Below are 25,220 nucleotides of genomic sequence, written 5' to 3'. Positions count from 1 at the left end.
CGCCAGGACAATGCTGGCGCACCTGTGTCACTCGGAGGGCACGTATTCTACAACTTCCAGATCGAATCCGGATATCGCGTTGAACTTCATCGGCGAGCTCATCAGGCGCATCTTGCGCACACCGAGGTCGCGCAGGATCTGCGAACCGGCACCCACGGTGCTGTAGGTGCTCGGCACCTTGGCCTGCACATCGCCCGCGCTTTCGCGGATATGCGCCAGCAGCACATCGCCGTCCAGCGGGTGGCCCAGCAGCAGCACCACGCCGCTGCCGGCCTCGGCCACGGCAGCCATGGCCGCGCGCAGGCTCCAACGGCCCGGCTGCTTGACCAGCAGCAGGTCACGCAGCGGATCCATGTTGTGCACACGCACCAGGGTCGGCTCTTCGGCGCAGATCTTGCCCAGCGTCAGCGCCATGTGCACGTCGCCTTCCACCGAGTCACGGTAGGTGACCAGGTTGAACTGGCCCAGCTCGCTTTCGACCGGTTGTTCGGAGACGCGCTGCACGGTGCGCTCGTGGATCATGCGGTAGTGGATCAGGTCGGCGATGGTGCCGATCTTGAGATTGTGCTCGGCGGCGAACACTTCCAGCTCGGCGCGGCGCGACATGGTGCCGTCGTCGTTCATCACTTCGCAGATGACGCCACTCGGCTCGAAACCGGCCATGCGCGCCAGGTCGCAGGCCGCTTCGGTGTGGCCGGCGCGGGCCAGGGTGCCGCCAGGCTGAGCCATCAGCGGGAAGATGTGGCCAGGGCTGACGATATCCTCGGCCTTGGCGTCCTTCGCCGCGGCAGCCTGGACGGTGCGGGCGCGGTCGGCGGCGGAGATGCCGGTGGTGACGCCCTCGGCGGCCTCGATCGACACGGTGAACTTGGTGCCGAAGCCGGAGCCGTTGCGCGGCGCCATCAGCGGCAGCTTGAGCGTTTCGCAGCGCTCGCGGGTCATCGGCATGCAGATCAGGCCACGGGCGTGCTTGGCCATGAAGTTGATGTGCTCGGGCAGGCAGCACTCGGCTGCCATGATGATGTCGCCTTCGTTTTCGCGGTCTTCGTCATCCATGAGGATGACCATTTTGCCCTGGCGGATGTCTTCGACCAGTTCTTCGATGCTGTTGAGCGCCACGCGGCACCCCCTTCTCAATCAGGATTTCAAGAAGCCGTTGGCGGCCAGGAAGCTTTCGGTGATGCCACTGCCTTTGCTCGGCTCGGCGGCCTTGTCGCCCAGCAGCAGACGCTCCAGGTAACGGGCCAGCAGGTCGACCTCAAGGTTCACCCGACGACCTGCACGGTAGTCGGCCATGATGGTTTCGGACAGGGTGTGCGGGACGATGGTCAGCTCGAACTCAGCGCCATCGACCTCATTGACCGTCAGGCTGGTGCCATCGACGGTGATCGAGCCCTTGTGGGCAATGTACTTGGCCAGCTCTTTCGGGGCGCGCACGCGGAACTGGTTGGCGCGGGCGTTATCGCTGCGCGAGATGATTTCGCCGACACCGTCGACGTGGCCGCTGACCAGGTGGCCGCCCAGGCGGGTGGTGGGGGTCAGGGCTTTTTCCAGGTTGACCCGGCTGCCGCTCTTGAGCTCGACCATGGCGGTGCGCTTGAGGGTCTCGACGCTGACGTCGGCCCAGAAGCCATCGCCTGGCAGTTCCACGGCGGTCAGGCACACGCCGTTGACCGCGATACTGTCGCCGAGCTTGACGTCGCCCAGGTCGAGCTTGCCGGTTTCGACGTAGACGCGCACGTCACCGCCCTTGGGGGTCATGCTGCGAATGGTGCCGATGGATTCGATGATGCCGGTGAACATGGTGTTCTCCTCAGGTACGGGCTGCGCGAAGCAAGCCCGGCATTATACGCCGGGCGCGGGCAAGGGGATGGCCGTGACTCGCCAGTCATCGCCCACGGCGCGCATTTCGATGATCTTCAGCCGCGGCGCTTCGCTCATGTGCTCCAGCGGCCACTCCAGCAACGGGCGAGCCTGGGAGCCGAGGAACGTGCCGGCGACGAACAGCTGGTATTCGTCGATCAGGCCGTGGCGAGCGAAGGCGCCGACCAGACCGGCGCCCGCTTCGAGCAGGACCTCGCTGGCACCGCGCTCGGCCAGCAGGCGCAGCAGCGCAGGCAAGTCGACCTGGCCATCGCTGCCGGGCAGCACCAGCAACTCGTGGCCGGCCGCGGCGTAGCGCGGGTCCGGCGCGGCGGCGGTGACCACCAACGCCGGACCGGCCTGAAAGAACGGGGCGTCCAGCGGCAGGCGCAGACGGCCATCGACCAACACCCTCAGCGGCGGGCGCGTCACGGCCAGCGCGGTCATTTCGTCGTCCAGGCCAAGCTCGGCGGCGCGCACGGTCATCCGCGCGTTGTCGTCCAGCACGCTCTGGGCGCTGGTCAGCACCACGCTGGAGCGGGCGCGCAGGCGCTGTACCGCGGCGCGCGCAGCGGGGCCGGTAATCCACTGGCTCTCGCCGCTGGCCATGGCAGTGCGGCCATCCAGGCTCATCGCCAGCTTGGCACGAACGAATGGCAGCCCATGCTCCATGCGCTTGAGAAAGCCCGGGTTGAGCGCGCGGGCTTCGGCCTCGAGCACGCCACTGGCAACCTCGATACCGGCTTCGGCCAGCCGACCCAGGCCACGCCCGGCCACCTGCGGGTTGGGGTCTTGCATCGCCGCCACCACCCGCGCCACACCTGCCTTGACCAGCGCCTCGGCGCACGGTGGCGTGCGGCCATGGTGGCTGCAGGGCTCGAGGGTGACGTAGGCGCAGGCGCCACGCGCACGCTCACCGGCCTGGCGCAGGGCATGCACTTCGGCATGCGGCTCGCCGGCACGCACGTGCCAGCCCTCGCCGACCACTTCGCCATCGCGAACGATCACGCAGCCCACCCGCGGGTTGGGATGGGTGGTGTACAGGCCCTTGCGGGCCAGTTCCAAGGCACGGGCCATGTAATGGGCGTCAAGCAACGCGGTCTGGCTGGACATGCTTACTCTTTGGCTGGCTCACGGGCCAGGCGGTCGATTTCTTCACGGAATTCGTCGAGGTCCTGGAAGCGCCGATACACCGAAGCGAAGCGGATGTAGGCAACTTCGTCGAGCTTGCGCAGCTCGGACATCACCAGCTCGCCGACCACCAGCGACTTCACTTCGCGCTCGCCGGTAGCCCGCAGGCGGCTCTTGATGTGCGCCAGCGCCGCTTCCAGGCGCTCGACGCCGACAGGGCGCTTCTCCAGCGCCCGTTGCATGCCGGCACGCAGTTTGTCTTCGTCGAAGGGCTGGCGCGTGCCGTCCTGCTTGATCAGCCGGGGCAAGACCAGTTCGGCGGTCTCGAAGGTGGTGAAGCGCTCGCCGCAGGCGACGCATTCGCGGCGGCGGCGGACCTGTTCGCCCTCGGCGACCAGTCGCGAATCGATGACCTTGGTGTCGTTGGCACCGCAAAAGGGACAGTGCATGGTGGCAGGCAACAAAAAAAGGGAGGGCCATGGTAGCGCATCCCACTGGCAAGACAAGCCAAAGGGGTTACCATCCAGAGAAATCTGCCTGTGAAGGATTACCCCATGCACCATCGAGCCCTCGTCGTCCTGTGCCTGGCCGGCCTGCTCGCCGCCTGCGGCAGCGACCGACCGAAGCCCGAGCAGCCTGTGGCGCCCAGCGCGCCCAAGACGGTCAAGAAGAGCGACGAACCGGGCCCGCTGCCGGCCTACCAGCGCGAACTCAGCGGCACCCTGATGGAAATCCCCGCAGGCGCCGAAGTCGAGCTGGCACTGCTGGTGATCGACGAGCGCGGCCGCCCCCAACGCCTGCTGGCCAGCAGCGACCTGACCGGCACCGGCCAGGCCCTGCCGTATCATCTGCGCTTCAACCCCGAGGCCTTTCCTGCCGGCGCCCGGGTCGAGCTGCGCGGGCGCGCCAGCCGTTCCGGCCAACTGATCATGCACCTGCCGCCGCAGCGCATCGTCCAGGCCGAAACCCAGACCACCGGCCCACTGCGTTTCGAGAAGGCGCCATAACGTGACCCCGCTACACCTGCAACAGGCCCTCAGCGGCCTGATTGGCGAAGCGCGCCTGGTCATCAGCGAATTGCCGGGCTGCGACCTCAAGCTGTGGCTGATCGACGCCGAGAACATGGACCGGGCATTCAGCCCCGACGAGACCCGGCGCATCCTCGACGAGCCCCCCTACTGGAGCTTCTGCTGGGCCAGCGGCCTGGCCATGGCCCGCTACCTGGCCCAACACCCCGAATGGGTACGTGACAAGCGCGTGCTGGACTTCGGCGCAGGTTCGGGGATCTCCGGCATCGCCGCAGCCCGTGCCGGTGCGCGCGAGGTGGTCGCCTGCGACCTCGACCCGCTGGCCCTGGACGCATGCCGCGCCAACGCTGCACTCAACGGCGTGACGCTGGGCTACAGCGAGGATTTTTTCGCCGAAGCGGACCGCTTCGACCTGATCCTCGTCGCCGACGTGCTGTACGACCGCGCCAACCTGCCCTTGCTCGATGCCTTTCTCGGCCGGGGTCGCCAGGCACTGGTCGCCGATTCGCGGGTACGCGACTTCAGCCACCCGCTCTATCGCCAGCTCGGCGTGCTCGACGCCCTGACCCTGCCAGACCTGGCCGAGCCGCACGAATTCCGCCGGGTCAGCCTGTACCACGCCAGCCGCGAGCCTTTATAGTGGTGCCATTCCGAATGTGCGAAAGCTGCGAGAGTTGCGATGAGCCAAGCTTCTTCTAATACCGCCACGCCCTACATCTTCGACGCCACCGATGCCAACTTCCAGCAACTGGTGATCGAGAACTCCTTCCACAAGCCCGTGCTGGTGGACTTCTGGGCCGAGTGGTGCGCGCCCTGCAAGGCGCTGATGCCGCTGCTGGCGAAGATCGCCGAGGGCTACCAGGGCGAGCTGCTGCTGGCCAAGATCAACTGCGATGTCGAGCAGCAGGTGGTGGCCCAGTTCGGTATCCGCAGCCTGCCGACCGTAGTGCTGTTCAAGGATGGCCAGCCGGTCGACGGCTTTGCCGGCGCCCAGCCGGAGTCGGCGATCCGCGCCATGCTCGAGCCGCATGTGCAGATGCCTGCCCCCCCGACCGCCTCGCCGCTGGAGCAGGCCAAGGCGCTGTTCGCCGAGAGCCGTTTCAGCGAAGCCGAAGCGCTGCTGCAGGCGCTGCTCGGTGAAGACAACAGCAACGCCGAGGCGCTGATCTACTACGGCCGCTGCCTGGCCGAGCGCGGCGACCTGGACGCAGCGCAGCAGGTACTGGATGCGGTAAAAAGCGATGAGCACAAGGCCGCGCTGGCCGGTGCCAAGGCGCAACTGACCTTCCTGCGCCAGGCCGCCAGCCTGCCGGAGGCCGCCGAGCTCAAGAGCCGCCTGGCGCAGAACCCGCAGGATGACGAAGCGGCTTACCAGTTGTGCATCCAGCAACTGGCGCGCCAGCAGTACGAAGCTGCGCTGGACGGGCTGCTCAAGCTGTTCCAGCGCAATCGCGCCTATGACAACGGCCTGCCGCAGAAAGCCATGCTGCAGGTGTTCGACCTGCTCGGCGGCGACCATCCGCTGGTGGGTGTGTACCGCCGCCGGTTGTCTTCGGCGATGTTCTGAGCCCCAAGCCGCCACCTCCTGCTGGAGGTGGCATCCAGCCACGCACCGTCCCCGGCAACTAGCCTACCCAGCGATATACCGGCGCATCCCCACCGCTTTCCACCTTCACTTCACTGCTGTGGCGCAAACGCACCAGCAGCCGCTTGCCTGCCGCGACACTCCCGGCCAACCCTTCCAGCCGCTCCAGCAACTCAGGCCCACTGAGCGCTCCGGCCTGACGCAACACCTCGCGCGCCGCCGACCACTGGCTATCGTCCTGCCGCGCTGGCGCAGTCACAGGCGTACTCGCCACCTCTGCCACCGCAGGCGCCTCTTCGAGCCTGCGCCCAAGCTGAGCCCACTCCGCCGGATCCAGTTCGATAGTCAGGTCCACCGGCCAGTCGCCGATCTGTCCTCGGATTCTCACACTGCCTTCCTTCAATCGCGGATCGATGACGCGCATGCTCCCACGACATGAAACCTGCGCCAAGCGTCTGGCATCGACAAGAAAAGTTGTTATAACATTACCAAATCTTTCCCGTCCGCTTCCGGAGTCGTCCATGCGCCGCCTGCTCCTCGCCTTGCCCTTCGCCCTGCTGCCCCTGGCCGTTGCCCAGGCCCATGAAGATCACGACCACGATCATGCCCACGGCACCTTGCCTGCCCACGAGCACGGCGTCGCACGCCTGAACGTCGGCCTGGATGGCAATACCCTGGAGCTGGCGCTGGAGAGCCCGGCAATGAACCTGGTCGGCTTCGAGCACATGCCGGGCAGCGATGCCGACAAGGCCAAGGTCGAGGCGGTGCGCAAGCAGCTCGAACAGCCGCTCAAGCTGTTCGGCCTGGCCAGCGCGGCCGGTTGCAAGGAAGACCAGCAGGAGCTGGAAAGCCCGCTGTTCGGTGACGAGCCATCGGCCAAGGACGACGACGGTGACGACGATCACGACCATGACCACGCGCATGAACACCAGCACAGCGAGATCCACGCGCACTACCAGCTGACCTGCGCAGCTCCGGCCAAGCTGACCCAGATCGACCTGTCACCGCTGTACAAGGCGTACCCGCAAACCCAGAAGATCAATGTGCAGTTGGTCGGCCCGAACGGCCAGAAGGGCTTCGAAAGCACCCCGGCCAAGGCCGTGGTTGCGTTCTGAATGAGCCAGCCGCTGATCGAACTGCATGACCTGGTCTTTGCCTGGCCAGGCCAGCAGCCGTTGCTGAACATCCCCCAGTTCCGCCTGGAGGCCGGTGAGGCGCTGTTCCTCAAAGGCCCCAGCGGCAGCGGCAAGACCACCCTGCTCGGCCTGCTGGGCGGGGTCAACCTGCCCGACCAGGGCGAAGTGCGGCTGCTCGGGCAGAACCTGGCGGAGCTGGGCCAGGGCGCTCGCGACCGTTTCCGTGTCGACCACACCGGCTACATCTTCCAGCAGTTCAACCTGCTGCCGTTTCTCTCCGTGCAGGAAAACGTCGAGTTGCCCTGCCGCTTTTCGCGCAGCCGTGCCGAACGCGCCGCGCAGCGCCATGGCAGCATCCACCAGGCAGCGGCGCAGTTGCTCGCCCACCTGGGCCTGGGCGACCCCGATCTGCTCGCCCGGCGCGCCGACACCCTGTCGATCGGCCAGCAACAGCGGGTTGCCGCTGCGCGTGCACTGATCGGCCAACCGGAACTGGTGATCGCCGACGAGCCGACCTCCGCGCTCGACGCCGACACCCGCGAGGTGTTCATCCGCCTGCTGTTCGACGAATGCCGCGCCGCAGGCTCCAGCCTGCTGTTCGTCAGCCATGACCAGAGCCTGGCGCCCCTGTTCGACCGCGACCTGTCGCTGGCCGAGCTCAACCGCGCCGCCAAGCCTCGGGAGGCCTGATGTACCTGCTCCGTCTAGCCCTGGCCAGCCTGGCCAACCGCCGCTTCACTGCCTTCCTCACCGCCTTCGCCATCGCCTTGTCGGTGTGCCTGCTGCTGGCGGTGGAGCGCGTGCGTACCGAAGCCCGCGCCAGTTTCGCCAACACCATCAGCGGCACCGACCTGATCGTCGGGGCGCGCTCGGGGTCGGTCAACCTGCTGCTGTACTCGGTGTTCCGTATCGGCAACGCCACCAACAACATCCGCTGGGACAGCTTCGAGCATTACGCCAAGGACCCGCGGGTCAAGTGGGCGATCCCGATCTCCCTGGGCGACTCGCACCGCGGCTACCGGGTGATGGGCACCAACAGCGATTACTTCACCCACTACCAGTACGGCCGCCAGCAGCACCTGCAACTGAGCCAGGGCCGCCAGTTCGCCAACGACCCGTTCGAAGTGGTGCTTGGCGCCGAAGTGGCCGAAGCCCTGCACTACAAGCTCGGCGACAGCCTGGTGCTGGCCCACGGCATCGCCACCATCAGCCTGGTCAAGCACGACGACAAGCCCTTCACCGTGGTCGGCATCCTGCAGCGCACCGGCACCCCCGTGGACCGCACCCTGCACATCAGCCTGGCGGGGATGGAAGCCATCCACGTCGACTGGCAGAACGGCGTGCCGGCCCGCGGCGCCGCGCGCATCAGCGCCGACCAGGCGCGCACCATGGACCTTCAGCCCACCGCCATCACGGCCTTCATGCTCGGCCTGAACAGCAAGATCGCCACCTTCAGCGTGCAGCGCGAGATCAATGAGTTCCGCAGCGAGCCGCTGCTGGCGATCTTGCCGGGCGTGGCCCTGCAAGAGCTGTGGGGCATGATGGGCATCGCCGAGCAGGCGTTGTTCGTGGTGTCGCTGTTCGTGGTACTGACCGGTTTGATCGGCATGCTCACGGCGATTCTCACCAGCCTCAACGAACGGCGACGCGAAATGGCCATCCTGCGCTCGGTGGGTGCGCGCCCCTGGCATATCGCCGGGCTGCTGGTGCTCGAAGCGCTGGCGCTGTCGGTCAGCGGTATCGTCGCCGGGCTGGGATTGCTCTATGGGGGAATCGCCTTGGCCCAGGACGCGGTACAGTCCAACTACGGGCTGTTCCTGCCGCTGGCCTGGCCAAGCCCGCACGAATGGACGTTGCTGGCGATCATCCTCGGTGCGGCGCTGCTGATGGGCAGTGTTCCGGCCTGGCGTGCCTACCGGCAGTCGTTGGCCGATGGCCTGTCGATCCACCTCTGAGAGTTTGTCATGTCGATCCCTGTGGGAACGGGCTTGCCCGCGAAGAGAGCACTACAGATCCTCCTGCTGTTGCTGCTGGTGCTGATCATCCCGGCCTGGGCGGACGAGCCGCGCGAGCTGGACTGGCCGGCACTGATCCCCGAGGGCGCGCCAGTCATCCCCCCACAGCTCACCCCGCTGCATGACCTCTCGCAGATGGGCAACTCGCTGGGCGACGCGCTCGCGGCCGAGTCTGCCCCGGCAGCCCGCCAGCAGGCGCCCGACGCCCCCGTGGTGAAAGCGCTGGACGGGCAGCAGGTCAAACTGCCCGGCTACATCGTGCCGCTGGAAGTCAGCGAAGAAGGCCGCACCACCGAGTTTCTCCTGGTGCCCTACTACGGCGCCTGCATCCACGTGCCGCCGCCGCCGTCCAACCAGATCGTGCACATCTTCAGCGAGATGGGCGTGCGCGTCGAAGACCTGTACCAGCCCTACTGGATCGAGGGACGCATGCAGGTCAAGAACACCAGCAGCGAGCTGGCCGACGCCGGTTACCAGATGGAAGCCGAGAAAATCTACGCATATGAGCTGAAATGAGAACTGTGTCGCCCGTGTGAAGCCCGCTTCGTTGAGCTGAGTCAAACAATGTGTTTGGACGGCTCCTTACCATTGGACTACTCGATTACTTACGTCCTTTGGGAGCTTCCATGAACAAGACATTGCTCGGTGCCTCGCTCGTCGCGTTGGCGCTCGCAGCCCCCGTTGCCCACGCCCACCAGGCGGGTGACTTCATCATGCGTGCCGGCGCCATCACCACTGCGCCGAACGAAAGCAGCAGTGACCTCAAGCTCGACGGCGCCAAGGTCTCCGGCACCAAGGCCACCCTCGACAGCGACACCCAACTGGGCCTGGCCTTCGCCTACATGCTCACCGACCACGTCGGCATCGAGCTGCTCGCTGCCACGCCGTTCAAGCACACCGTGGGCGTCAAGGGCCTGGGCGGCGGGCTCGACGGCAAGCTGGCCGACATCAAGCAACTGCCACCGACCCTGTCGCTGCAGTACTACCCGATGGAAGCCTCGTCGAAGTTCCAACCCTATGCCGGTATCGGCATCAACTACACGCTGTTCTTCGATGAAGACCTCAGCAGCGCCCGCAAGCAGCAGGGCTTCAGCAACATGAAGCTGCAGGACTCCATCGGCCTGGCTGGCCAGTTGGGCATGGACTACATGCTGACCGACAACCTGCTGGTCAACGCCGCGGTCTGGTACGTCGACATCGACACCAAGGCCACCATCGACGGTCCGAGCGCCCTGGGCGTGGGCAAGACCAAGGTCAACGTCGATGTCGATCCGTGGGTCTACATGGTCGGTATCGGCTACAAGTTCTGACACGCAACGCACTCAGGCCCCGCCGTACAGCGGGGCCTCTGGCTGCCGCTCAGCCCTGGCGGTGCAGCCACCACCAATACCCCCACGCCAACGCGCTGACTCCAGCCCCCAGCCCACACACCGCGCCCCACCCCCACGCCCCGTAGACCCAGCTCGCCGTCACCGCCCCCGCCCCACTACCGACCGAATAGCAGCACATGTACGCGCCAATCAGACGACTGGCCATCTCGGCACGCCCGGCCAGCAGCAGGCTCTGGTTGGTCACATGCACCGCCTGCACGGCCAGGTCCAGCATCACCACACCGGCCACCAGCGCCAGCAGCGACTGCCCGACGAACAGGCTCGGCAGCCACGACAGTGTCAGCAGCCCCAGCGCCAGCCCCGTGGTGCGCTGCCCCAGGCCGCGATCAGCCAGGCGCCCGGCACGCGATGCGGCAAGGGCTCCGGCGACACCGGCCAGGCCGAACAGACCGATCTGGGTGTGGGTCAACTGCAGCGCACTCAACGGCAGCACCATGCTGCTCCACAGCACGCTGAACGCGGCGAAGATCAGTAATGCGAACACACCCCGCTGGCGCAGCAGGCGATCATCGCGCAGCAGCACCGCCATGGAGCGCAACAACGCCCGGTAATGTTGGCGCTGCCCTAGAGGTCGTGCAGAGGGCATACGCCAGCCGAGCAGCACGACCATCAGCAGCGCCAACCCGGCAGCAGCGAAATAAACCCCTCGCCAGCCAGCCAGATCAGCCACGACTCCCGCCACCAGCCGCGCCAGCAAAATCCCCACTACGATGCCGCTGGTAACCGTTCCCACCGCCTGCCCCTGCTGCGCCGGTGTCGCCAGGGTGGCCGCCTGGGCGACCATCAGCTGCACCACCACGGCCATCAGCCCGACCATGCCCATGGCCGCCAACAGCGCCGCCCAATGCTGGGCCAGGCCGACCGCGACCAGCGCCAGTGCCGACAGCAGCAACTGCGCGAGGATCAAGCGCTTGCGGTCGAGCAGGTCCCCTAGCGGCACGATCAGCAGCAATCCCAATGCATAGCCTGCCTGGGTTGCGCCGACCACCCAGCCGACCTGACGACTCGGCACGCCCAGGCTCTGGGCCATGGACTCCAGCAGGGGCTGGGCGCAGTACACCGTGGCCACCGCCAGTGCGCAGGCTGCGGCCAGCAACAGGGTCAGGCCGCGAGTGAGTTGAAACGAAGATGCATCGTGGGCGGATGACATGCAGACTCCTGGCAATCTGGTTTCAAAACAAAACCACAAGCTGGATTTCTAGCAAACCTGGTTTTAATCTGCAACCAAACTGGCTCATCCGGAATGATCGATGCTCGACGAAAACAACAGCCGATGCCCCGTGGCCCGGGCACTCGAAGTGCTCGGCGACCGCTGGGCACTGATGATCCTGCGCGACGCGTTCGATGGGCTGCGCCGTTTCAGCGAGTTCCAGAAGAACCTGGGGCTGGCGAAGAACATCCTCGCCACGCGCCTGAAGCTGCTGGTGGAAACAGGGCTCATGGAGCTGCAGCCGGCGTCGGATGGCAGTGCGTACAAGGAATATGTGCTGACAGAAAAAGGCCGCTCGGTGTTTCCGATCGTGGTGGGCCTGCGTCAGTGGGGGGAGCGGTTTCAGTTCGAGGCGGGCGAGGCGCGTTCGGTGCTGCTGGACAATGCCAAGGGCGAACCTGTGGCGAAGCTGGAAGTACGGGCGCGGGATGGGCGGGTGCTTGGGCCGGAGGATTGTCGGCGGGCTTGAAGGTGTTCTGGCCTGTCAGGGCTTGTTCGCGGTACTCCACTGTCCTGGAGATCAGTGGAGTACCTGGAAGGCCAGCGTGTTTGTCAGTCTTTGCCCAACAAACGCGCCAGCCCCTCGGCGATCGGCGTCGCCTGGGGAAAATCAAAACGCGCCAACAGCCGGTGGTTGTCCGCCCGCGAGTGGCGGATATCACCCGCGCGCGCCGGGCCATGGCTGATCGTCGGCAAGCTGCCAACCACCTGCTGCAATGCCGCAAGCAAGTGATTCAGCGAAGTCGCCTGGTTCAAGCCGATGTTCACAGCGCCCTCTTCCACCTGCGACTGCTCCAGCGCCTGCACCATCACCTGCACCAGGTCACCGACATAGAGGAAGTCACGGGTCTGCTCGCCATCGCCGAACACGGTGATCGGCAAGCCCTTAGTCGCACGCTCGCAGAAGATGCTGATCACCCCCGAGTACGGCGACGAGGGATCCTGGCGCGGCCCGAAGATATTGAAGAAGCGGAACACCACAGGCTCCAGCCCATGTTGGCGGCGGTAGAAGTCCAGGTACTGCTCGCCAGCCAGCTTGTCCACGGCGTAAGGCGTCAGTGGCGCCTTGGGCGTGTCCTCGGTGATCGACTGGCCTTCGCCATTGTTGCCGTAGACCGCCGCGCTCGAGGCGAACAACACCCGGCGCACACCATTTATGCGCATCGCCTCGCAGACATTGAGAGTGCCGATGAAGTTGCTCTGGTGGGTCTTGGCCGGGTCGTCCACCGACGCCTGCACCGACGCGACCGCAGCGAGGTGGACCACCGCCGCGCAACCGGCGGCTGCACGGGTAACCAGTGCAGTGTCGGCAACATCACCTTCGATCAGTTGCAGGCGTGGATGGTCGATCTGCAGGTTGCTGCGCTTGCCGGTGGACAGGTCATCGAGAATGCGCACCGCATAGCCTTTGTCCAGCAGCGCATCGCACAGGTGGGAGCCGATGAAACCAGCTCCGCCGGTAATGAGGATGGGGGCATCAGCCATGACGATAGAAACGGTCCAGTAGGGGCGGCAAGCCGGCGCGCCAGGCGCGGGGCTTGATGCCGAAGGTATGAAGGATCTTCTTGCAGGCCAGCACCGCGTGCTGCGGCTCCTCGCTGGCATCCGGGCGCGCGGCGTGGGCCTGTGCGGTGGGGGCCTGCACGGCCAGCTTGTGCCACTGCGCTGCCTCGGAAAGGATAGCTTGTCCCAGCGCCAGCGGTGTGGTCGCCTCGTTGCCGGCGTAATGGTAGGTGCCCCACAGCGGCGCATCGCAGTCCAGCTGCTTGATCACCGAGAGGATCACCCGGGCGGCATCGTCGACCGGCGTCGGGTTGCCGCGGCGGTCATCGGCCAGCAGCAGCTCCTGCGGTTGCTCGGCGCGCGTCAGGAAGCGCCCGAGTGCGCCGTCGATGCTTTCGTCCAGCACCCAACCGAAACGCAGCAGCACATGCTGCGGACAGGCCGCACGCACGCTCTGCTCGATGCGCCACAGCGCCTGGCCACGCAGGCCCAGAGGCACCGGCTCGTCCTTCTCGCTGTAGGAGGTGGCGCGCGAGCCGTCGAACACGCGATAGCTGGAAGGCTGGACCAGCGTGATCTCGTGGTGCTGGCACAATTCGGCCAGACGCTCCACGGCACGCTCCTGAAGGGCCAGGCGCTGTTCGCTGACCGACTCGGCCTGGAACCAGTCGAAGTAATAGGCCAGGTTGACCAGGGCATCGGGGCGGTGATCGTCGAGCAACTGGGTGAGGCTGGCCGGATCCCAGCCCTCGTCCGGCGGGCGCGGTGCCAGAAACGCGATGTCTTCCTCGGCCCCGAGACGAATCAGCGCTTGCCCGAGGGCATTGCCACCACCCAACAGCATCAGGCGCATACGCATAGAGTCAGCAGGTCCGCTCAGATCGATTAGGGAAAGGGGTCATTTTGCGGTTTCCGCCAGGGGAAGTCCAACCCTAGGGGCTACCCCGTCTGTACGTAGGAAGTTTCCAACAGGCATCGAAGCTTTCTCTGTCGCTCACATAAAACCGGTCTTGCACCACGCCGGACGAAAACCTTGAACTAATAGCAGAGGCCGGGGCATGGCAGCCCCGTATGCGCACCCGATAACCAGGAGCACCACCATGACGCGCCGGCTTCGATCTTCACAACGTTTCACGGCTGTGAAATTTTCCACCCCCCCTTTTGCACCTTCGGAAACTACCCGATACTGCGCGGCAGTTGGCCACTACCGACTGGAGTTACACCAGTCAGGTCAACTCACTCCAGCTGTCGGCCGGCACGGAACGCCAACACAACAATAACAAGGAAGGTTTCCCATGCAGGATTCCGAAGTCGCGTACCTGGAATTTACCCAGGATCAAGCCGATGCGCTGTTCGTCGCCAGCCAATCCCTCGCCCGACTCGGCGGCCCGGAAGTCTTCGGGGCGGCCGGCAAGGCACGGCAATGCGCCGAAGCGCTGACAAGATCGCTCGATGCCCAGCAACAAGCGACACTGCGGCGCTTCGCCGACGGCACGCTGTCTGCACTGATGTACCGCGGCATGAGCTGCCCGGAGCACGATCCCATCCCCGAAGACCTGCCTGAGCTGCAGGGCCTGGAGCACGATCCCCGCTGCATCTACCTGGCCTCACGCAACCAGATCCTGCTGGAGCTGGTGCGCTACCGGGCGTTCGCCTTCGATATCGACAACGAAGGCAAGCAGGTGCGTCTGGTCGGCAACTTCAAGGGCGGCGGCAGCCAGCCGCGTCCGCAGGAATCCCGCGACACCCGCGTGGAGCTCAGCTCCCACGCTGGCCTGCGCCTGGGCCCACACACCGAAGCTCCGTACAACTGCTCGGTGATCGCTCGCGATGACCATTCGCCGGCACCCTCTGCGCTGATCCTCACCGCGCGCTGGAACCCGGCGAACGAGCCGACCCACGTCATTCCCATGCGCGAGGTCATAGAAGGCTTGGGCAGCCTGCACGCGCTGGCGCTGACCTCAGCGTCGTTCGACTTCACCCGCAGCGACTGTTTCGTCGCGGGCAGCGGTGAACCGGAGCAGGCCACCGCGATGCTGCAGTTCGACGCCAATGGCGGCTTTGCCCTGCGCTACAACTCGTACCGGTTCTCGCTCAACGACCAGGCCAGCGACCTCGCCGCCCAGGCCTTCGACGCCTTCCAGCAGCGGGTCGCCGAGACGCGGCCAAGGCCCTTCGTGCTGCAACCGGACACCGCCCTGGTGATCAACAACAACCGCGCCCTGCATGGTCGCGACATCGTCCAGGACAACCGTCGCCTGCTGGTGCGGCTGTTCGGCTACTCCCCCTTCGCCCAACCTCGGGTGATCACTCCGGATCCGCTGCTGGTGCGCGGCTGAATAAAAGGAACGTGCGGTAATGATGGAAATCGATGTCTCCCTGCTGCTGACCCTCGCGTCGGTGGCGCTGATGGCCGGCTTCTTCGACGCCATCGCGGGTGGCGGCGGGCTGATCACCCTGCCGGTACTGTTCGTCGCCGGCATCGACCCGTTGGCGGCCATCGCCACCAACAAATTCCAGGCGGCCTCGGCGACGGTGTCGGCCACCGTCGCCTTCGCCCGCAAGGGCATGATCGACTGGCAACGCGGCCTGCCCATGGCCGCCATGGCCTTCGCCGGCGGCGCCCTCGGCGCGCTGTCGGTGAGCCTGGTGCCCAAGACGTTCCTGCAAGCCTGCGTGCCGGTGCTGCTGATCCTGGTTGCGGCCTACTTCGCTTTCAGCCCCAAGCCCGACGAGCACGAGCGCAAGGCGAAGATCTCCAACGCCGTGTTCTGCCTGACCGCCGCCCCGCTGATCGGCTTCTATGACGGCGTGTTCGGCCCTGGGGTGGGTTCGTTCTTCATGCTCGCCTGCGTAATCCTGCTGGGTCAGCACCTGCTGCGCGCCGTGTGCAACAGCAAGCTGCTCAACGCCGCGTGCAACCTGGGCGCCCTCTCGGTATTCTCGCTGAGCGGGGCAATCATCTGGCCCCTGGCCCTGGCGATGGCCTGTGCCGCGTTCATCGGTGCGCAACTGGGCGCACGCTGCGCGGTGCATTTCGGACCCAGGCTGATCAAGCCGTTGCTGGTCTGCGTGTGCTGCATCATGGCCCTCAAGCTGCTGCTTGGCGCAGGCAACCCGCTCGGCGAATGGCTGCAACACCAGTTCCTCTAGGGAGCGCCATGGACTTCGCGAACACCTCCGAGCAACGCGGCAGCTGGCAATACGACGAACCTGCGCCGGGCACCGAATGCTTCATCGACGAAGCATTCGACGGTTATCAACAGCAGGCACGCCTGCTTTTGCCCGACAGCGAGCGCGCTCCGCCACTGTTCGTGGTCGGCGGCGCACGCTCCGACTTCACCCGCCTCAATCCGCTGCTCTATCGCCTGCAACGCCAGGGCATCGGCTCGCTGACCGGCAACCTGTCCGGCCACAGCCAGGCGAGCGAACCCGGCGCCAGCGCACCGACCCTGGCGATCAACCTGCAGGAGGCCCGGCGCTTCCACCGGCATATCGCCGAACGCTGCCGTACCCTGGTCGGCCACAGCCTGGGTGGCGCCATTGCCCTCAAGCTTGCGGCGCAACTGCCAGACATCGACAAGCTGGTGCTGATCTGCCCGGCGGTCTACCCCGATGACGCCCACGACGCGCCATTCGGGCCGGCCTTCAGCGCGGCGATCCGCAAGCCCTACGCCTTTCTCGACTGCGACAGCTACGCCTTCCTGCGCCAGTTCCAGGGGCGGGTACTGCTGGTGATCGGCGAGTACGACGGCCTCAACTCCCAGACCCACGGCCAAGGCCCCGGCACCAGCGCCGGTACCCGAATGCTGCGCGGTGTGCAGCGCTACAGCCCGATACCGGAGGAAGTCACCCATGCGCTGCTGCGCTCGGTGCCGGCGCCCCATGTGGAGTGCCTGTTGCTGACCGACTGCGACCACGGCATCGCCGCACACCTGCGCGATGCACCGGAGATTGCCGATCAGGTAGCGGATGCGGTGGCGGCGTTCATTCTCGACCGAGAGTGACTGGTTCGGCACCCCACTTGTCCCGCGAACACGGGCGTAGCGCGTGCCAGGGAGCGCGGTGTCTTTTTCGCGGGCAAGCCCGCTCCCACAGCCCCCATAGCGTCTGAATACGCTGATGTTACCTGTGGGAGCGGCGGTTCGCCGCTGCGACTTGCCCGCGAAAAAGACGCCGCGCTGGTAGAGCCGAAACCCCTATTCGATCTCGAACAACCCGTTGCTGATCGCGCCGGCGCCGAGCCGGTCGCGAATATCATCGTCGATGCGCGGGTCGTCCGGGCGATAGAGCTTCACCTGGCGATAGGCATTGATACGGTTGATCTCTTCACCAAGAAACTCCCACACCACGCGGGTGCAGGCAGGGTTGCGCCGGTCGCCGCTGGAGACCCCGGTCTTGAGCCCGTTGAGGCGGGTGATACGGCTCTTGAAGCTGGGAATGAGCACGGTCTGGCTCATCTCGTTGAGGGTCAGCGACTCGTAGTCGATCAGGAACACCCGATCCTGCAACTGGAACGCTGCGCCCAGGTAGCGGCAACGCACCTCCGCATGCTGGCTGCCGGCACTGCTGCGCTCCTGGCGTTCCTGGCGCTCGAACAGGAAGCTGCCGCGCTCCTCCCACAGGTGCACCAGCGACACCAGGATCGAGCCTGGTACCGACATGCAGTTGGAATATTCGAAGTAGTAGCCGCAATAGCGCGACAGGTTGCCGGCCTGGGCATGCAAGGGCTTGAACAGCTCGCTGATCGGGTCGTCCTGCGGGCCTGACGACACCGAAGGGTTGCGCGCACCGATCAGCCGGGCGAACTGTTCCGGCGGCAGGTTCAGCTCGTAATCCTCGACCCCGAAGAAATCGCCGATGCGCTTGAGGTTGTAGGTCGTCGGCTGGCTCTGCCCGCTCAGGTACTTGTTGAATTGCGCGCGATTTATCGACAGCTGTCGGCAAACCTCTGAAATAGAGCGGTAGTGACTGCAGGCGAGTTTGAGATTGGCGGCTAGAAAATCGGCCATGAACGGCGTTCCAGGTGATGCGAGTGGTGCAAGTCTAGCATCAAGTCGCACCAAAACAGAGCAACCCGCGAAATTGTAACCACAGGTGTCATGACCAACCATGCGCGCCAACGATAGCGCGCGTCTCTGTCGCCGCTGGTCACTCCACACGAAGAATAAGAATCGAGGTCATTTTCCAATGCTCGAAGCACTTAACGATTTCCTTTCAGGAAAACTGCTCATCGTCCTGATCGTCGGGCTCGGTAGCTACTTCACCATTCGTTCACGGTTCGTCCAGTTCCGCCACTTCGGCCACATGTTCGGCGTGTTCAAGGAGTCCCTGCGCGGCCAGGCTGGCCAACTGAGCTCGTTCCAGGCCCTGATGCTGAGCCTCGCCGGCCGCGTCGGTGCAGGTAACATTGCCGGTGTCGGCATCGCCGTGACCCTGGGCGGCCCAGGCGCAGTGTTCTGGATGTGGGTCACCGCACTGGTGGGCATGTCCAGCAGCTTCTTCGAATGTACCCTGGCCCAGGTCTACAAGCGCGCCGACGGCGACGGCCTGTACCGCGGCGGCCCGGCCTATTACATTCAGCACGGCCTGAAGCTCAAGAGCATGGCGATCGTGTTCTCGATCCTGCTGCTGGTCACCTACGGCTTCGCCTTCATCGGCCTGCAGTCGTACACCGTGACCCATTCGCTGCAGAACGCCTTTGCCTTCGACCCACGCCACACCGGTATCGTCCTGGCAGTGCTGCTGGCCATCACCTTCATCGGCGGCATCAAGCGCATCGCCGCGGTGTCGGACCTCCTGGTGCCGATCAAGACCCTGGCCTACATCGGGGTGACCCTGTACGTGATCGGCACCCAGATCGAACACGTGCCTGCCATGCTGGAAACCATCTTCAAGAGCGCCTTCGGCCTCGACCCGGCCTTTGCCGGCCTGCTGGGCAGCGCCATCGTCATGGGCGTGAAACGCGGCGTGTTCGCCAACGAAGCGGGCCTGGGCAGTGCCCCGAACGTCGCGGCCGTGGCGGCGGTGAAGCACCCGGGCGCCCAGGGCGTGGTGCAGGCCTTCAGCGTGTTCCTCGACACCTTCGTGATCTGCACCTGCACCGCGCTGCTGATCCTGCTGTCGGGCTTCTACACCCCAGGCTTCGAAGGCGACGGTATCGTCCTGACCCAGAACTCGCTGGCCGCCGTGGTCGGTGACTGGGGCCGCATCTTCGTCAGCGTCGCGCTGTCGCTGTTCGTCTTCACCTGCATCCTCTACAACTACTACCTGGGCGAGAACAGCTTGCAGTTCCTGAGCCGCAACCGTGTCGTGCTGATGGCCTTCCGCGGCCTGGTGCTGGCGCTGGTGGTGTGGGGTTCGATGCAAGACCTGTCGACCGTGTTCGCCTTCGCCGACATCACCATGACCTGCCTGGCCTTCGTCAACCTGGTCGCCCTGGCCCTGCTGTTCAAGGTCGGCCTGCGCGTGATGCGCGACTACGACGCACAGCGCAAGGCCGGCATCAAGCAGCCGGTGTTCGACTCCAGCAAATTTGCCGACCTGGACCTGGACCGTGCCGCCTGGCCAGCCAATCCTCAGGCTGAAACAGCCACTGACAAAGCTGCTGGCGAACTTCAGCACCAGCGCTGATACCCTGCCCTGCCCGGCCGCCCCGCTCGTGGGCGGCCGGCTTTCCTTCGCTCCTCGCTTCGGAATCCTTCCATGGGTGCAGTCAAGAATCTCCTCGTTCTCTACACAGGTGGCACCATCGGCATGCTGCAGACCCCCGCGGGCCTGGCGCCGGCGGGTGGCTTCGATGCACGTATGCGTGACCACCTGGCACAGCGCAATGACGCGCCGACACTGCAATGGACCTTGCGCGAGCTCAACCCGCTGATCGACAGCGCCAACATGCAGCAGGCCAATTGGCTGGCGATGCGTGATGCCATCGTCGAGGCGGTCGAGCATGACGGCCATGACGGCGTGCTGGTACTGCATGGCACAGACACGCTGGCCTACAGCGCGGCAACGTTGTCGTTCCTGCTGCTCGGCCTGCAGGTGCCGGTCCTGCTTACCGGCTCCATGCTGCCGGCCGGTGCGCCAGACAGCGACGCCTGGGACAACCTGGTCGGCGCGTTGCGTCAGTTCGAGCAGGGCCTGGGCAACGGCGTGCAGCTTTACTTCCACGGCCGGTTGCTGCACGGCTGCCGCGCCTCGAAACTGCGCAGCGAAGCCTTCGATGCGTTCACCGTGATGGAACGCCACCGCGAAGGCGAGCGCGCTGCGCAGATCCCTGCCAGCCTGGACTACCGCCAGGTGCGCCAAGCGGTGAAGCTGGCGGTGCTGCCGGTGTTCCCGGGGCTGCGTGCAGATTACCTGCGCGGGCTGTTCGACGCTGGGGTCCAGGGCTTGCTGTTGGAGTGCTATGGCAGCGGTACCGGCCCGTCCGATGACCAGGCACTGCTCGACGCGCTGCACGATGCGCGTCAACGCGGGGTGATGATCGTCGCGATCAGCCAGTGCCCCGAAGGCGCGGTGGTGTTCGACACCTATGCCGCCGGCAGCAAGCTGCGCGATACCGGGCTGGTCAGTGGCGGCGGGATGACTCGCGAAGCGGCGCTGGGCAAGATGTTCGCGCTGTTGGGGGCTGGGTTGGATGTGGAGGCCGCAGAGCGGTGGTTTGCATTGGACCTGTGCGGGGAGCGGGCTTAGGTTTCAGCCTGTCATGGCCTCTTCGCGGGCAAGCCCGCTCCCACAGGGATTTCCACAGTTCTTGAGAATTGTGCTGTACCTGTGGGAGCGGGCTTGCCCGCGAATGGGCCTGGCGAAAATGGCGGAAGGCAGCGGGAGTCGAACCTGCCCGGGAACGGCTGCCGTCCCCAACCGGGTTTGAAGCCCGGCCGCGCCACCGGGCGCGATTGCCTTCCTTGAACTCAGGGCCTGGCCTGCTGCCGGGCCAGCGCGCTATCGGCGCGGATGTGACGTTGCTCGGCAACCCTGCGGGTCAGGCCGAGCCGGTCGAAGTACTCGAGAATCTGCACGCTGCGCTTGCGACCGATGCCCAACATATCGCGAAACGCCGCCACCTGCACTACCGGCGTGTCCTGTGTCTGCCGCAACAACATCTCGGCCATGCGCTGGATCGTCTCCTGCGGGTAGAACAGATCGCGCACCACCTGGTGCAGCACTCCCAGCCGCGCCAGCTTGCGCATCAGCAAGCGCACGTGGGCTTCCTCCACCTGCTCGGCTGCAGCCAAGGTCCTGACCCAGGGCGGATCGAACGCGCCGTCCAGCAAACGCGGTTGCAGACGCTCCCAGAGCGCAGTATCGGCGTCACTCAACTGCACCTTGTGATCCGGCAGGTGCAACCACGGGCCGCTGCTGGCGACTGCGCCCTCACCGAGCAACTCGTCCAGCAGGCTGACAAAGGCGGCACGCTCCAGCGGCAAGGCGCAGAAGCGGCGCAGGCGGTCGCGGTCGGGGCCAAGCTGATCGGGCTCCTGCTCGTGGAACCGCGCCAGTTGCTCGAGCACTTCATGCCTGAGCGCCTGCCATTGCTGACGATCGAACAGCAACGGCCCCTGGCGGGTGGCAATCACCTGGACGTCATCGGGCAACCGCCAACTGTCACGCAGACGGTTGAACTGTCGCTCCAGACGCTGCGGGTCGAGCCCGGCGGGAGCCGCCGCCAGCAGGGCCGGCAGGGCCTGCTCCAGATCGCGGGCATCGCGCAGCACCTGCAGTTGGCGCAAGCGCGACTCGCTGCGCCGCTGCCTGCTGGGCGCGAAAGGATCGAGCACTCGGCCACCGCCGAGGGTGCGCTGGGCGCGCTGGTCGCGCAGCACCAGGCGATCGCCATGCACGGCCTGCAACGGTGCGTTGAGCAGCAACTGAGCGAACATGCGTTGGCCTGCCGTCAGAGCCTCGCCCTCCAGCAGCGCCACCCGCGCCGTCACGTCCTGGGTACCGAGGTGCACATGCACCGCGCTGAAATGCTCGAAGGTGCGCGTTTCGCCCGGCAACAATGACAACTCGATATCGATACGCGAACTGGGCGCATGCAGCCACTCGGGCACCAGCCAATCGCCACGGTGCACCTGCTCCACGGCCAGGCGCTCGGCACTGATGTTCAGCGCCACGCGCTGCCCGGCCTCGGCCACCAGCGCGGCCTGGTTCTGTGCATGCAGGCCACGCACCCGCACAGCTTTGCCAGCCTTGCCCAGCAACAGGGTGTCGCCCGCGCTCACCTGCCCGGCCAGCGCGGTGCCAGTCACCACCACACCGGCACCGGAAACGGCGAAAGCACGGTCAATTGCCAGCCGAAAGCCTCCTTGGCTCCCGCGCCGCAGCACCTGCGTGCGCGCCTCGACCAACGCCTGGCGCAGCACTTCGACGCCTTCACCGGTCACGCTGGACAAGACGAACTGCCGAGCCCCGGCATAAGGCCCGGGGGCCAGCAGCGCTTCGACTTCGTGCTGGACTTCCAGCAGTCGCGATGCCTCGACCCGGTCGCACTTGCTGATCGCCACCAGCGCCTGGGGAATGCCCAGCAGCTCGATGATCGCCAGGTGTTCACGGGTCTGCGGCATAACGCCGTCATCAGCGGCCACTACCAGCAACACCAGGTCGATACCATGGGCGCCGGCGAGCATGTTGTGGATAAAACGCTCGTGACCGGGGACGTCGATGAAACCGGTCAACGGCTCGCCTTCGGCCAGCGCCGCATAGCGATAGCCGAGGTCGATGGTCATGCCCCGGGCGCGTTCTTCCTGGCGCTGGTCGCCGGCCTGGCCGGTCAGGGCCTGGAGCAGCGCAGTCTTGCCGTGATCGATATGCCCGGCGGTGCCGACGATCACTGCACCGGCCCCAGCTGTAATGCCGGCAACTGGGCCAGCCACTGGATTTCGTCATCCAGCTGACGCAGGTCGAGCCACAGGGCATCGTCATCGATGCGGCCGAGCACCGGCACCGGCAACTCGCGCAGTGCGCGCTCCAGCACCCTCAGGCTGCGACCACGCAGCTTCTTCGAGACCTGTGGGCGCAGGCACAACGCTGCGCTGGGCAGCCGCGCCACCGGCTGGCTGCCGCTGCCGATCATGCCCAATGCGGGCTCGACCGTGACCGTCCACTGCTCGCCCAGTCGCTCGGCCAGTTCCGGCGCCAAGCGCTGCGCCTGGGTTGCGATCTCGTCCTGGGGCCGGGTCAGCAGGCGCAGGCTGGGCAAGCGTTCGGCCAGGCGGTCGGGGTCACGGTACAGCGCCAGCACCGCCTCGAGCGCCGCCAGGGTGATCTTGTCCACACGCAGCGCGCGCTTGAGCGGGTTCTTCTTGATCCTGGCGATCAGCTCCTTGCGCCCGACGATGATGCCCGCCTGCGGACCACCCAGCAGTTTGTCGCCGCTGAAGGTGACGATATCGGCGCCGTCCGCCAACGCCTGACGCACCGTCGGCTCGGCGGGCAGGCCCCAACGGGTGAGGTCGAGCAGGCTGCCGCTGCCCAGGTCTTCGAGCAGCGGCAGATCATGTTGATGGGCGATGCGCGCAAGCTCGGCGGTCGGCACCTGGGTGGTAAAGCCCTGGATGCTGTAGTTGCTGCAATGCACGCGCATGAGCAGGCCGGTGCGCGGATTGATCGCCGCCTCGTAGTCGCGGGCATGGGTGCGGTTGGTGGTGCCGATCTCGTGCAGGCGCACACCGGCACGGGCCATGATGTCGGGGATGCGGAAGGCGCCGCCGATCTCGATCAGCTCGCCACGGGAGATGATCCCTTCCTTGCGCGCACCCAGGCTGTTGAGCGCCAGCAGCACGGCAGCGGCGTTGTTGTTGACCACGGTGACTGCCTCGGCGCCGGTCAGCTCGCGGATCAGTCCCTCGATCAGGTCATCGCGGTCACCGCGCTTGCCGGTGGCCAGGTCGAACTCGAGGTTGAGCGGATAACGAGCGGCGGTCTGCATCGCCTGTACGGCCTCTTCCGGCAACAGGGCACGACCGAGGTTGGTGTGCAGCACCGTGCCGGTGAGGTTGAAGACCCTTCGCACCTGGCTGCGCTGCTGGATCGCCAGGCGCTCGCCGGCGCGGCCAAGCAGGATTTCAGCAGCCAGTTCGACGGCGCTCAACTGGCCAAGGCGAGCGGGCTCGCGCAGGTCGTCGAGCAGTTGACGCAGGCTGGCCAGGGTGGCGTCGCGGCCATGGCGATCGAGCAAGGGCTGGCAGGCGGGGTGGCGTAGCAGGGTGTCGATGGAGGGCAGGCGTGGCGCTTGATTGGCGAGGCTTGACGACATGCGGTACTACCTTGGTTGATCCGGTGTCTGTAATGGCCCTTTCGCGGGCAAGCCCGCTCCTACAGGTTACCCGTCGTCCGCAAAGGTGGCGGGGTCATTGCAGGAGCGGCGGTTCGCCGCTGCGACTTGCCCCGCGATAGGGGCGGCTCGGTGTGCAGTGTAGACCCTCATCCTCCTCCAGGCGCCAACATCAGGTTCGGCGCCAGCCGATGAAAGCCCTCCTCGTCCAACCGGATATCCAGCGCCAGGCTGGCCAGGTCATCGGCCAACGCCTCGCCCATCGCGTCATTTTCCAGGTAGCAGTGCTTGAGGTAGGTGTTGCAACCAGGGCAGCACTCCGCCCGCAGCGGCGCCTTGCCTGGGGCGTGACGATCATCCTCCAGGCTGGAGTAGCGCAAATCCTTGCTCGACTCGCAGTACACACACTTGACCCGCACCACATGCCACTCACAGGCGCACAGCGAACAGGCCAGATACCGCAGTCCGTTGTGCTTGCCGCGGTTGCGCACCAGGCCCGCCATCGCTGGCGAGCCGCAGCACGGACACTGCGCGAGGCTGCTGCCGGGCTTGAGCTCATCGCTGGGCAAGGCCCGCCGCCAACTGGCCCAGGCCGCCTGCAACGCAGCGCCGATGAAAGGCACCAGCGCCGCGGGCACGGCATCGTACTGACCGCTCAGCAAAGCGATACCCCAACCTTTGCGCTGGCTCTCTTCGCTGCTGCGCAGAACCTTCAGGGCATCCGCCAGGGCACCCTGCTCCGGTACCTCGAAGCGATCCAGCAGCGCCTGCAGCCAGACCAACCACGGCCCTTCGCGCACCAGGCTGTCGGCCGCCAGCGGCGGCAGGCCGTGGCTGATGCACAGGCGCTGACGCTGCTCGGCGACCGGCACGCCGGAGGGTGGATTGTCGAGCAACTGCTGCTGCACCCGGCACAGGCGCGCAACCAGCCTCAGGTAGTCGCCAAGGGCATGGCCCTCGGCAAGCTGCTCCAGTCGCGCCGCGCGCAGTTCGAACAGGTTGTCGGCGGGCTGGTGGAGAAACGGCGGCATTACCGCCGACGCTTCGATCTGCCCGGGTTCGAGAATCGTGCTCAAG

At 65.9% G+C, this 25,220-nt stretch carries 26 protein-coding genes and 1 tRNA gene; 14 read left to right on the top strand and 13 right to left on the bottom strand.

The genetic code is table 11. The annotated features are described in order from the left end of the window. Positions 1-27: 27 nt before the first annotated feature. From ribBA to nrdR, 4 genes are read right to left on the bottom strand one after another with little or no spacing between them, the layout of a single operon-like run. Complete coding sequence (ribBA, locus tag ACTYOL_RS02780; RefSeq protein ID WP_054893598.1) at positions 28-1,119, bottom strand: bifunctional 3,4-dihydroxy-2-butanone-4-phosphate synthase/GTP cyclohydrolase II; 1,092 nt, start codon at positions 1,117-1,119, stop codon at positions 28-30. A gap of 18 nt (positions 1,120-1,137) precedes the next feature. Further along, positions 1,138-1,803, bottom strand: a complete 666-nt coding sequence (locus ACTYOL_RS02775; RefSeq protein WP_444757503.1) for a riboflavin synthase — start codon at positions 1,801-1,803, stop codon at positions 1,138-1,140. Between the two features lie 42 nt (positions 1,804-1,845). Next, positions 1,846-2,976: a bifunctional diaminohydroxyphosphoribosylaminopyrimidine deaminase/5-amino-6-(5-phosphoribosylamino)uracil reductase RibD gene (gene ribD, locus ACTYOL_RS02770; protein WP_444757502.1), complete on the bottom strand. Its 1,131-nt coding sequence runs from the start codon at positions 2,974-2,976 to the stop codon at positions 1,846-1,848. A 2-nt stretch (positions 2,977-2,978) separates the two neighbouring features. Further along, positions 2,979-3,443, bottom strand: coding sequence for a transcriptional regulator NrdR (nrdR, locus tag ACTYOL_RS02765; RefSeq protein WP_054893595.1), 465 nt, complete (start codon positions 3,441-3,443; stop codon positions 2,979-2,981). A gap of 105 nt (positions 3,444-3,548) precedes the next feature. Here nrdR and ACTYOL_RS02760 point away from each other — a divergent pair, with 105 nt between their 5' ends. The 3 genes from ACTYOL_RS02760 to trxA are packed head-to-tail and all read left to right on the top strand — an operon-like array spanning position 3,549 to position 5,589. Then, a complete protein-coding gene (locus tag ACTYOL_RS02760; RefSeq protein WP_063542517.1) occupies positions 3,549-4,001 on the top strand; it encodes a YbaY family lipoprotein in 453 nt (150 codons plus the stop codon). A gap of 1 nt (position 4,002) precedes the next feature. Continuing rightward, positions 4,003-4,662: a class I SAM-dependent methyltransferase gene (locus tag ACTYOL_RS02755; protein WP_444757501.1), complete on the top strand. Its 660-nt coding sequence runs from the start codon at positions 4,003-4,005 to the stop codon at positions 4,660-4,662. Between the two features lie 39 nt (positions 4,663-4,701). Further along, the gene (gene trxA / locus ACTYOL_RS02750; protein ID WP_444757500.1) at positions 4,702-5,589 is read left to right on the top strand and encodes a thioredoxin; all 888 of its coding nucleotides are present in this window, start codon (positions 4,702-4,704) and stop codon (positions 5,587-5,589) included. A 58-nt stretch (positions 5,590-5,647) separates the two neighbouring features. Here the strand turns inward: trxA and ACTYOL_RS02745 are convergent, their stop codons facing one another. Then, positions 5,648-5,995, bottom strand: coding sequence for a hypothetical protein (locus ACTYOL_RS02745; protein WP_444757499.1), 348 nt, complete (start codon positions 5,993-5,995; stop codon positions 5,648-5,650). Positions 5,996-6,128: 133 nt separating this feature from the next. Here ACTYOL_RS02745 and ACTYOL_RS02740 point away from each other — a divergent pair, with 133 nt between their 5' ends. From ACTYOL_RS02740 to ACTYOL_RS02720, 5 genes are all read left to right on the top strand, one after another. Continuing rightward, positions 6,129-6,722, top strand: coding sequence for a DUF2796 domain-containing protein (locus ACTYOL_RS02740; protein WP_197893115.1), 594 nt, complete (start codon positions 6,129-6,131; stop codon positions 6,720-6,722). Continuing rightward, positions 6,723-7,433: an ATP-binding cassette domain-containing protein gene (locus tag ACTYOL_RS02735; protein ID WP_054893590.1), complete on the top strand. Its 711-nt coding sequence runs from the start codon at positions 6,723-6,725 to the stop codon at positions 7,431-7,433. It abuts the gene before it with no gap. Then, a complete protein-coding gene (locus tag ACTYOL_RS02730; protein WP_054893589.1) occupies positions 7,433-8,698 on the top strand; it encodes an ABC transporter permease in 1,266 nt (421 codons plus the stop codon). Before ACTYOL_RS02735 ends, ACTYOL_RS02730 begins: the two co-directional genes overlap by 1 nt. A 9-nt stretch (positions 8,699-8,707) precedes the next feature. Then, positions 8,708-9,274 carry a DUF3299 domain-containing protein gene (locus tag ACTYOL_RS02725; protein WP_054893588.1) on the top strand — a complete coding sequence of 189 codons (567 nt, stop codon included), beginning with the start codon at positions 8,708-8,710 and terminating at the stop codon, positions 9,272-9,274. Between the two features lie 110 nt (positions 9,275-9,384). Further along, positions 9,385-10,068: an OmpW/AlkL family protein gene (locus ACTYOL_RS02720; RefSeq protein WP_063542509.1), complete on the top strand. Its 684-nt coding sequence runs from the start codon at positions 9,385-9,387 to the stop codon at positions 10,066-10,068. 49 nt (positions 10,069-10,117) lie between these two features. Here the strand turns inward: ACTYOL_RS02720 and ACTYOL_RS02715 are convergent, their stop codons facing one another. After that, positions 10,118-11,299, bottom strand: coding sequence for an MFS transporter (locus ACTYOL_RS02715; protein ID WP_444757498.1), 1,182 nt, complete (start codon positions 11,297-11,299; stop codon positions 10,118-10,120). A 100-nt stretch (positions 11,300-11,399) separates the two neighbouring features. Between ACTYOL_RS02715 and ACTYOL_RS02710 the strand changes: the two genes are divergently transcribed. Next, positions 11,400-11,828, top strand: a complete 429-nt coding sequence (locus ACTYOL_RS02710) for a winged helix-turn-helix transcriptional regulator (protein WP_200603916.1) — start codon at positions 11,400-11,402, stop codon at positions 11,826-11,828. A gap of 83 nt (positions 11,829-11,911) precedes the next feature. Here the strand turns inward: ACTYOL_RS02710 and ACTYOL_RS02705 are convergent, their stop codons facing one another. Beyond that, positions 11,912-12,844, bottom strand: a complete 933-nt coding sequence (locus tag ACTYOL_RS02705; RefSeq protein WP_444757497.1) for an NAD-dependent epimerase/dehydratase family protein — start codon at positions 12,842-12,844, stop codon at positions 11,912-11,914. Next, entirely contained in the window at positions 12,837-13,721 is an 885-nt protein-coding gene (locus ACTYOL_RS02700; protein WP_054893583.1) for a sugar nucleotide-binding protein, read from the bottom strand. Before ACTYOL_RS02700 ends, ACTYOL_RS02705 begins: the two co-directional genes overlap by 8 nt. A gap of 436 nt (positions 13,722-14,157) precedes the next feature. Between ACTYOL_RS02700 and ACTYOL_RS02695 the strand changes: the two genes are divergently transcribed. From ACTYOL_RS02695 to ACTYOL_RS02685, 3 genes are read left to right on the top strand one after another with little or no spacing between them, the layout of a single operon-like run. After that, a complete protein-coding gene (locus ACTYOL_RS02695) occupies positions 14,158-15,201 on the top strand; it encodes a hypothetical protein (RefSeq protein WP_153774991.1) in 1,044 nt (347 codons plus the stop codon). A gap of 19 nt (positions 15,202-15,220) precedes the next feature. Next, positions 15,221-16,015, top strand: coding sequence for a TSUP family transporter (locus ACTYOL_RS02690; RefSeq protein WP_054893581.1), 795 nt, complete (start codon positions 15,221-15,223; stop codon positions 16,013-16,015). An 8-nt stretch (positions 16,016-16,023) separates the two neighbouring features. Continuing rightward, complete coding sequence (locus tag ACTYOL_RS02685) at positions 16,024-16,869, top strand: alpha/beta hydrolase (protein ID WP_151926339.1); 846 nt, start codon at positions 16,024-16,026, stop codon at positions 16,867-16,869. 192 nt (positions 16,870-17,061) lie between these two features. On the opposite strand, the gene ACTYOL_RS02680 is transcribed toward ACTYOL_RS02685, so the two are convergent. After that, positions 17,062-17,874 (bottom strand): helix-turn-helix domain-containing protein, encoded by an 813-nt coding sequence (locus ACTYOL_RS02680; protein WP_054893579.1) that lies wholly within the window; start codon positions 17,872-17,874, stop codon positions 17,062-17,064. Positions 17,875-18,052: 178 nt separating this feature from the next. Between ACTYOL_RS02680 and ACTYOL_RS02675 the strand changes: the two genes are divergently transcribed. Next, positions 18,053-19,495: an alanine/glycine:cation symporter family protein gene (locus ACTYOL_RS02675; RefSeq protein ID WP_054893578.1), complete on the top strand. Its 1,443-nt coding sequence runs from the start codon at positions 18,053-18,055 to the stop codon at positions 19,493-19,495. A gap of 72 nt (positions 19,496-19,567) precedes the next feature. After that, entirely contained in the window at positions 19,568-20,557 is a 990-nt protein-coding gene (locus ACTYOL_RS02670; protein ID WP_153774987.1) for an asparaginase, read from the top strand. Positions 20,558-20,676: 119 nt separating this feature from the next. Here ACTYOL_RS02670 and ACTYOL_RS02665 read toward each other — a convergent pair. The 4 genes from ACTYOL_RS02665 to fdhE all read right to left on the bottom strand — a co-directional run bounded on the left by ACTYOL_RS02665 (position 20,677) and on the right by fdhE (position 25,219). Beyond that, positions 20,677-20,772 (bottom strand) — tRNA-Sec (locus ACTYOL_RS02665). 6 nt (positions 20,773-20,778) lie between these two features. Then, entirely contained in the window at positions 20,779-22,701 is a 1,923-nt protein-coding gene (selB, locus tag ACTYOL_RS02660) for a selenocysteine-specific translation elongation factor (RefSeq protein WP_444758127.1), read from the bottom strand. Continuing rightward, positions 22,698-24,125, bottom strand: coding sequence for an L-seryl-tRNA(Sec) selenium transferase (gene selA, locus ACTYOL_RS02655; RefSeq protein WP_200603910.1), 1,428 nt, complete (start codon positions 24,123-24,125; stop codon positions 22,698-22,700). The genes selB and selA overlap by 4 nt, the downstream gene beginning before the upstream one ends. 167 nt (positions 24,126-24,292) lie before the next feature. Continuing rightward, positions 24,293-25,219, bottom strand: coding sequence for a formate dehydrogenase accessory protein FdhE (gene fdhE / locus ACTYOL_RS02650; protein ID WP_444757496.1), 927 nt, complete (start codon positions 25,217-25,219; stop codon positions 24,293-24,295). Between the last annotated feature and the right edge of the window lies 1 nt (position 25,220).

Source organism: Pseudomonas sp. A014, assembly GCF_052378495.1.
Classification (GTDB): Bacteria; Pseudomonadota; Gammaproteobacteria; order Pseudomonadales; family Pseudomonadaceae; genus Aquipseudomonas; species Aquipseudomonas machongensis.
The sequence above is the reverse complement of the archived record's forward strand: the minus strand, read 5'-3'. Positions and strand labels throughout refer to the sequence as shown.

Bases quoted from the DNA above. Each gene is read 5' to 3' on its own strand.
- ACTYOL_RS02775 (WP_444757503.1), bottom strand. From the start codon at position 1,803: ATGTTCACCGGCATCATCGAATCCATCGGCACCATTCGCAGCATGACC.
- ribD (WP_444757502.1), bottom strand. From the start codon at position 2,976: ATGTCCAGCCAGACCGCGTTGCTTGACGCCCATTACATGGCCCGTGCC.
- nrdR (WP_054893595.1), bottom strand. From the start codon at position 3,443: ATGCACTGTCCCTTTTGCGGTGCCAACGACACCAAGGTCATCGATTCG.
- ACTYOL_RS02760 (WP_063542517.1), top strand. From the start codon at position 3,549: ATGCACCATCGAGCCCTCGTCGTCCTGTGCCTGGCCGGCCTGCTCGCC.
- trxA (WP_444757500.1), top strand. From the start codon at position 4,702: ATGAGCCAAGCTTCTTCTAATACCGCCACGCCCTACATCTTCGACGCC.
- ACTYOL_RS02740 (WP_197893115.1), top strand. From the start codon at position 6,129: ATGCGCCGCCTGCTCCTCGCCTTGCCCTTCGCCCTGCTGCCCCTGGCC.
- ACTYOL_RS02735 (WP_054893590.1), top strand. From the start codon at position 6,723: ATGAGCCAGCCGCTGATCGAACTGCATGACCTGGTCTTTGCCTGGCCA.
- ACTYOL_RS02730 (WP_054893589.1), top strand. From the start codon at position 7,433: ATGTACCTGCTCCGTCTAGCCCTGGCCAGCCTGGCCAACCGCCGCTTC.
- ACTYOL_RS02725 (WP_054893588.1), top strand. From the start codon at position 8,708: ATGTCGATCCCTGTGGGAACGGGCTTGCCCGCGAAGAGAGCACTACAG.
- ACTYOL_RS02720 (WP_063542509.1), top strand. From the start codon at position 9,385: ATGAACAAGACATTGCTCGGTGCCTCGCTCGTCGCGTTGGCGCTCGCA.
- ACTYOL_RS02715 (WP_444757498.1), bottom strand. From the start codon at position 11,299: ATGTCATCCGCCCACGATGCATCTTCGTTTCAACTCACTCGCGGCCTG.
- ACTYOL_RS02710 (WP_200603916.1), top strand. From the start codon at position 11,400: ATGCTCGACGAAAACAACAGCCGATGCCCCGTGGCCCGGGCACTCGAA.
- ACTYOL_RS02705 (WP_444757497.1), bottom strand. From the start codon at position 12,844: ATGGCTGATGCCCCCATCCTCATTACCGGCGGAGCTGGTTTCATCGGC.
- ACTYOL_RS02700 (WP_054893583.1), bottom strand. From the start codon at position 13,721: ATGCGTATGCGCCTGATGCTGTTGGGTGGTGGCAATGCCCTCGGGCAA.
- ACTYOL_RS02695 (WP_153774991.1), top strand. From the start codon at position 14,158: ATGCAGGATTCCGAAGTCGCGTACCTGGAATTTACCCAGGATCAAGCC.
- ACTYOL_RS02690 (WP_054893581.1), top strand. From the start codon at position 15,221: ATGATGGAAATCGATGTCTCCCTGCTGCTGACCCTCGCGTCGGTGGCG.
- ACTYOL_RS02685 (WP_151926339.1), top strand. From the start codon at position 16,024: ATGGACTTCGCGAACACCTCCGAGCAACGCGGCAGCTGGCAATACGAC.
- ACTYOL_RS02680 (WP_054893579.1), bottom strand. From the start codon at position 17,874: ATGGCCGATTTTCTAGCCGCCAATCTCAAACTCGCCTGCAGTCACTAC.
- ACTYOL_RS02675 (WP_054893578.1), top strand. From the start codon at position 18,053: ATGCTCGAAGCACTTAACGATTTCCTTTCAGGAAAACTGCTCATCGTC.
- ACTYOL_RS02670 (WP_153774987.1), top strand. From the start codon at position 19,568: ATGGGTGCAGTCAAGAATCTCCTCGTTCTCTACACAGGTGGCACCATC.
- selA (WP_200603910.1), bottom strand. From the start codon at position 24,125: ATGTCGTCAAGCCTCGCCAATCAAGCGCCACGCCTGCCCTCCATCGAC.